Below are 6,334 nucleotides of genomic sequence, written 5' to 3' on the forward strand. Positions count from 1 at the left end.
CACCAGGCTCGGCCTGGGGAGAGCAGCCGCGAAAATCGGGGTGACCGGGCCGCCGCTGGGTCCGGCGGGGCTCCGTTCAGCAGCAGCGCGAACCCGGTGCCTCCTCCTGGCGGCGCAGCCGCGCCCGTTCGAACTCACGCCGTGACGGAGGCGTGGCCCCGGGCCGCTCACGGAGCAGCCAGGCGCAGTACCGCTCGTACGCGGTCTCCCCGGTCAGCTCTCGCAGATACCGGTGGACGGAGCGCAGACCCCGGCCGACCGCGGCCAGCGCACCAGCCGCCGTTCCCCTCTCCGTACGGTGTCCGCCGGGATGGTCCGTACCGGTGGATACCGGCGGCGGAGACGGCGTTCCCGGTGCCACCGACGCCGCGTCCGTCCCTCTCACTCGCGCACCCCGGCCATCTCGTCGCCCCGCGTCGGCTGGGCCGGGAGCTTCGAGGCCACATACGGCGCCTCCGTGGACGGCGGCGGGGTGGGGGAGCGCAGCGAGCGGACGCACATGATGGCGGCGTTGGTGATGACGGTGGCCACCAGGACCACGAAGACGATGATGAGCACCCCGTCGACGGTGGAGTTGGTGACGATGGTGTGCATGTCGTCCATGTTCTTCGCGGGCGGCAGGACCTTCCCCGCGTCGATGGCGTCGGCGAACCGGTCGCGCTGGGCGAAGAAGCCGACCCGGGGGTCGGGGGAGAAGACCTTCTGCCAGCTCGCCGTGAAGGTGACGGCGACGGTGAACGCCAGCGGCACACCCGTCACCCAGACCCAGCGGACCCGGCCGGTCTTCACCAGCAGCGTCGTGGCGACCGTGAGCGCCACCGCCGCGAGCAGCTGGTTCGCGATGCCGAAGAGCGGGAAGAGCTGGTTGATCCCGCCGAGCGGGTCGGTCGCCCCCGCGTAGAGGAAGTAGCCCCAGCCCGCCACGACCACCGCGCTCGCCAGCCAGATGCCCGGCTTCCAGTTGACCCGGCCCAGCGGCTTCCAGACGTTGCCGAGCATGTCCTGGAGCATAAAGCGGCCCACCCGGGTCCCCGCGTCGACGGTCGTCAGGATGAACAGCGCTTCGAACATGATCGCGAAGTGATACCAGAACGCCTTCATCCCCTCGCCGCCGATGACGTCCGAGAAGATCTGCGACATCCCGACCGCCAGGGTCGGCGCGCCACCCGTACGGGCGACCAGGGTGGACTCCTCCACCGCCTTGGCCGCCGCCGCGAGATCGTCCGGCGAGATGGTGAAGCCGAGGTTGGCCACGGCCTGGGAGGCGGACTCGACCGAGTCACCGAGCAGCCCCGCCGGGGCGTTCATCGCGTAGTAGAGCCCGGGATCGAGCACGGAGGCCGCGATCAGCGCCATGACGGCGACGAACGACTCCATCAGCATGGCGCCGTAGCCGATCATCCGGACCTGCGACTCCTTCTCCATGAGCTTGGGAGTCGTGCCCGAGGACACCAGTGAGTGGAAACCCGAGAGGGCGCCACAGGCGATGGTGATGAAGAGGAACGGGAAGAGCGAGCCCGCGAAGACCGGGCCCTCGCCGGAGGAGGCGAACGGGCTGACCGCGTCCGCCTTGAGGGTCGGCGCGGCCAGCAGCACACCGAGGGCGAGCAGCGCGATCGTACCGATCTTCATGAAGGTGGACAGGTAGTCACGCGGCGCCAGCAGCATCCACACCGGCAGCACCGAGGCGACGAAGCCATAGCCGACCAGACAGAAGACCAGGGTGGTCGGGCTGAGGGTGAACGCCTCCTTGAGCCCGGAGTTCTCGATCCAGCCACCGCCGACGATGGCCAGCAACAGCAGGACCACTCCGATGAGGGAGGTCTCCAGCACCTTCCCCGGCCGCATCACATGGAGGTAGAACCCCATGAACAGGGCGATCGGGATGGTCATCGCCACCGAGAAGGTGCCCCACGGCGAGTGGGCGAGCGCGTTCACCACGACCAGCGCCAGCACCGCCAGCAGAATGATCATGATGATGAAGACGGCGATCAGCGCGGCGGCGCCGCCGACCTTGCCGATCTCGTCCCGGGCCATCTGACCCAGGCTCTTGCCGTCCCGGCGCATCGACAGGAAGAGGACCACCATGTCCTGCACGGCACCGGCGAAGATCACCCCGAAGACGATCCAGATCGTGCCCGGCAGATAGCCCATCTGCACCGCGAGCACCGGACCGACCAGGGGTCCCGCGCCCGCGATGGCCGCGAAGTGGTGCCCCAGCAGCACTCTGCGGTCGGTGGGCTGGTAGTCGACCCCGTCCTCCAGACGTTCGGCCGGGGTCGCCCGGGTGTCGTCCGGCTTCAGTACCCGGGTGACGATGAAGCGGGAGTAGAAGCGGTAGGCGATGGCGTACGAGCCCAGGGCGGCCGCGACCAGCCAGACGGCGGAGATCTCCTCCCCCCGGGAGAGGGCGAGCACCCCCCAGCAGATCGCGCCCACCACGGCGACGGCGGTCCAGATCAGGACCGATTTCGGATTGGCCCGCAACGCGGGCAGCGGTGACCGGGGCAACTCGTGCTCCTCACGGGGACGGTCGGCGGCGCGGACAGGGCCGAGCGGTGGGCCCCAGGCCGCCGTGCTGACGGTTGGACGAAGGGACCGGGAGCGTACCCGGGGTCCGGGGAACCGTCACCGGTGGGGGAGTGATAATCCGGGCCGGGAGGATCGCTCCCGTCGTTCCCGGTGCCCGCGTGCCACGCTTCGATACCGATACCGATACCGATACCGATACCGATACGGGTGTACGGGTACGGGCGCCGACGCCCTGGCCGGGACCGGCTGGGCGGGGGCCGGGCGGTGGACCGCCGTGCCGCCGGGATCCCGGGGCGCGCGTCCGGCGCCGCGTCAGCCGGGGTGCCGCCGGGACCCGGCGGACCCGCCCCGGTCCACCGTGCCCTCGTCCGCCGCCACGCGCCGCCACGGGCACCTCCGCTGTCCTCGGTGGTCAGCCCGGACCGCGCCGAACCATGGCGAAGTGGCCGATTCCTGTGGTTCGGTTGACCGGGGTGTCCGAGACACTGCCGTGCCACCGCCACTGCCGGGACATGCTCCGTTCTCCACCGGGTAAGCCGTCCCGCCGTCAGCGGGCCGGCGGGCGCGAGCCGTCCGGATCCGTTCGGTCCGGGCCGGTGGAGCCTCCGCGAGGTACGCGGGCGGGGATCCCGTGCCCGCCGGGGGACACGGGGTCGCGCCGGGCTACTTGAAGCCGTGCCAGAGCGAGGAGGTGGCGATGGCGGTGAGCTGGGTGAGCGAGAGCGGCGGGGTCTCGCGCACCGCCGCCGAGTGCGGGTACTCCGCGTTGTACGCGGTGACCGTCACCCGCATGCCGTCCGGTGTCACGGCCGCCGCCGACCAGACCTTGACCCCTTCCCGCCGACCGTCCCGCTGACGGGTGGTCACCGGCTTCTCCTCCGGTCCCGCCTTGGCGAGCGTCACGGACAGATGGGTGCTCACCTTGCGCGTGACGTCGTGGATGATCCAGTACGCGGTGTCGCGCGAGCCTCCGCTGCCCCGGGGTGAGAGCCCCGGCGGCACGAGTTCCCTGAGGGTCTCGCGCTCCCGGTCGCCGTCGTGGGTGAGCTTGTAGCGCTTGGGGGTGGCGAAGTACGAGGCGTCCAGGGTGCCGAACTGGTTGAAGGCGCTCTCCACCCGGTTGACCAGGTTCATGAACTGCCTGTCGTCCAGGGGCGGCCGCGTTCTGGTGGGGAGCGAGCCCTTGGCCGCCGGGGCGTTGTACTGACGCACCTCCACCCGGACGCCCTTGTCGGTCAGGTGCTCCCCGCGCCGCATCACCACGCCCGGTGACCCCGCCACCGGACCGCTGCCCTGGGCCGAACAGCTCACCTCCCCCTTACGGATGGGCTTCCGGCAGCTCAGGCCCTTGCGTCCGGCGGCGCTGCCCGGGTCCACCCGCTTGACCCGCGCCTCGATGAGGCTCCTTCCGTAGCCGTCGTCGTACACCACCGCGCCCATGCCCACCGAGTCACCCCCGAAGTGACTCGCGCCGCGCTGGCCGCTCAGTTCGGCCCGCTCCGGGAGCAGGACGTCCAGCAGCTTGATCATTTCCCGGGCCTCCACCCGCATATAGAGGGCGGGATCGGTGAGGTGGGGATCGGGTGTGCCGTCCACGGGCTCCGTCCCGAACGTGGCCGAGACCGTGGCGGTGTCGCTGGGCGTCGGCCCGTCCCCGCTCCCGGGCGCGGCCACGTTCGTGGTCGCGGTCCCGGTGTCGAACATCCCGGTTTCGTACATCCCGGCGGTCGCTGCCAGCGCCAGCGCCAGCGCGCCGCTGGTCAGCAGAAGCGCTCGCCGCCGCCGCTGCTTGCGCCTGCCGCGCCGGACCCCGGCCGCCAGCAGGGCCGCCCGGTCGGGTGGGAAGGAACCGCCGACCCGCTGGATCGCCTCGCCGAGATGGAGCTCGAAGTCGTCGAGGGCGATCAGCTCGGTGGCGTCGTGCCGCTCCTCCGTACCGGAAGTACCGGAAGTACCGGAAGTGCCGGAAGTGCCGGAAGCACCGGGAGTGCGGGGTGTGGATGCGCGGTGGTCGTCGCGCGCCCCGTGGTCGCCGCGCGGATCGCGGTCACGGGCGGCGGGCGTCTTGTCTTCGGGCATGGGCACCTTGTCTTCGGGCATGGCCGATCACAGCTCCTGATGGTGGTCGATGGCGGCGGAGGTGGGAGAAGCGGTCTCAGGTGACCGTGAAGAAGGCGGCGAGACTGCCGCCGAGCTGCATGCGCATGCGCGTCAGCGCGCGCGAGGAGCGGGTGCGCACCGATGCCGCGCTGGTGTTCATGGCGAGAGCCGTCTCCTCCACGCTGCGGTCCTCCCAGTAGCGGAGCACGATGACGGCACGGTCCTTGGGCGAGAGCCGCCGCAGCGCCTCCAGCAGCGCCAGCCGGAGCAGCGGATCGCCGCCGGAGATGATGGGGATCTCGGGCAGCTCACCGAAGGGCCGTTCATCCGACGACCGGCGGCGGCGATAGGAGAGGTAGGTGCGTACCAGCACCGTTCTGGCGTAGGCGGTGGGGTTGTCCACCTCCGAGATCCGCCCCCACCGTACGTACATCCGCCCCAGCGTCTCCTGCACCAGATCCTCGGCGAGGTAGCTGTCCCCGCTGGTGAGAAGGGTCGCCGAGCGGTACAGATGGCCGGTCAGACCCCTCGCGAATTCCAGGAACTCGTCCTCGCGGGACTGTCTCATGCCCTCCCCGTTCACTGTCTGCTCCATACGGTCCGGTTCGGGGCCGGACACGGCCCCACCTCCTTGATGCGCCGACCCGCGCGGAATGTTTCACACCGGCCCGGTGTGATCCGCGCCATGAGGCCCCGTGGTGGTCAGGGGGCGCCGGTTAAGGTGAGGCCATGACATCGCGGAACGTAACCGTGGAGCACTCGGTCTCGACCTGGCGGCAGCCGAGCCCGCCCGCCGTCTCCGCCGAACGCTCCGCGCTGGTCGCGTGGATGGCACGCCGCGTCACCGGCCTCGGTCCCGGCCGGCTGCTCATCGGCATCGACGGCCTGACCGCCTCCGGCAAGACCAGCTTCGGCCATGAGCTCGCCGAGGCGGTCGCGCGGGCCGGGCGGCCCGTACTGCGGGCCTGTCTGGACGACTTCAAGAACCCCTGGCGGGACCGGCATCGGTATGACCGGGAGTCCGGCGAGGGCTACTACCGCAACGCCTACGACTACGCGACCGCGCGCGAACTGCTGCTGGACCCCTGCCGCTCGGCCGGGCCCGCCGTCTGCTCCCTGTGCTCCCTCGACCCGCTGACCCAGATCGACCACGCGGCGGTCACCACCCCGGTGGCCGACGACGCGGTGCTCATCGTGGACGGCGTGTTCGCCTTCCGCCCCGAGCTGAACGCCTACTGGCACCACCGGATCTGGCTGGACGTCGACGACGGGCTCTCGGTCGCCCGGGGCGCCGCGCGCGACGGCGGCGACGGCTGGGCGGGCTCCGAGGCGGAGGCGCTCCATCGCGACCGCTATCTCGGCGCGGCCCATGTCTATCTGCGGGAGGTCCGGCCGCTCTCGCTGGCCGACGTGGTCATCGACAACCGGGACTTCGCCGCGCCGCGCGTCATCGTTCCCTGACCGGGCCCGGCCGGGGCGTGGGCGGACCTCGCGAGCCCGGGGCCCTTCCCCCTCACCCTCCAGAACCTGTGGCGGGACGTGTTCACCCCGTGGTTCCCGTCCCACCCGTACCGCTCCAGGCCGGGGCCTGAGCTGTCGCGCTTCGTCCGCTCCGATGACGGGACCGGGGCCGACGCGCAGCCGCGGATCCCCGTCGAGCCGGTCATCGGCGGATCGCCCGGCGGTGACTCCGCGCACGGAC

General features: G+C 71.3%; 5 protein-coding genes and 1 pseudogene. 2 read left to right on the top strand and 4 right to left on the bottom strand.

The features are described from left to right. Nucleotides 1-76: 76 nt before the first annotated feature. The 4 genes from ACFVIM_RS31455 to ACFVIM_RS31470 all read right to left on the bottom strand — a co-directional run bounded on the left by ACFVIM_RS31455 (nt 77) and on the right by ACFVIM_RS31470 (nt 5,200). Nucleotides 77-385: a YbdD/YjiX family protein gene (locus ACFVIM_RS31455; RefSeq protein WP_384308654.1), complete on the bottom strand. Its 309-nt coding sequence runs from the start codon at nt 383-385 to the stop codon at nt 77-79. Next, a complete protein-coding gene (locus tag ACFVIM_RS31460; RefSeq protein WP_384308656.1) occupies nt 382-2,511 on the bottom strand; it encodes a carbon starvation CstA family protein in 2,130 nt (709 codons plus the stop codon). The genes ACFVIM_RS31455 and ACFVIM_RS31460 overlap by 4 nt, the downstream gene beginning before the upstream one ends. Nucleotides 2,512-3,195: 684 nt before the next feature. Then, nucleotides 3,196-4,611, bottom strand: a complete 1,416-nt coding sequence (locus tag ACFVIM_RS31465) for a hypothetical protein (RefSeq protein ID WP_384308658.1) — start codon at nt 4,609-4,611, stop codon at nt 3,196-3,198. A gap of 76 nt (nt 4,612-4,687) precedes the next feature. Continuing rightward, nucleotides 4,688-5,200, bottom strand: coding sequence for a SigE family RNA polymerase sigma factor (locus ACFVIM_RS31470; RefSeq protein WP_384308661.1), 513 nt, complete (start codon nt 5,198-5,200; stop codon nt 4,688-4,690). Between the two features lie 161 nt (nt 5,201-5,361). On the opposite strand from ACFVIM_RS31470, the gene ACFVIM_RS31475 reads away from it, so the two are divergent. Further along, entirely contained in the window at nt 5,362-6,093 is a 732-nt protein-coding gene (locus ACFVIM_RS31475; protein ID WP_384308663.1) for a uridine kinase, read from the top strand. A gap of 6 nt (nt 6,094-6,099) precedes the next feature. Further along, nucleotides 6,100-6,334, top strand: a pseudogene (locus ACFVIM_RS31480) (GyrI-like domain-containing protein); the annotation flags it as partial.

The sequence above is a fragment of the Streptomyces sp. NPDC057638 genome, assembly GCF_042800315.1.
In the GTDB taxonomy this organism is placed as follows: Bacteria; Actinomycetota; Actinomycetes; order Streptomycetales; family Streptomycetaceae; genus Streptomyces.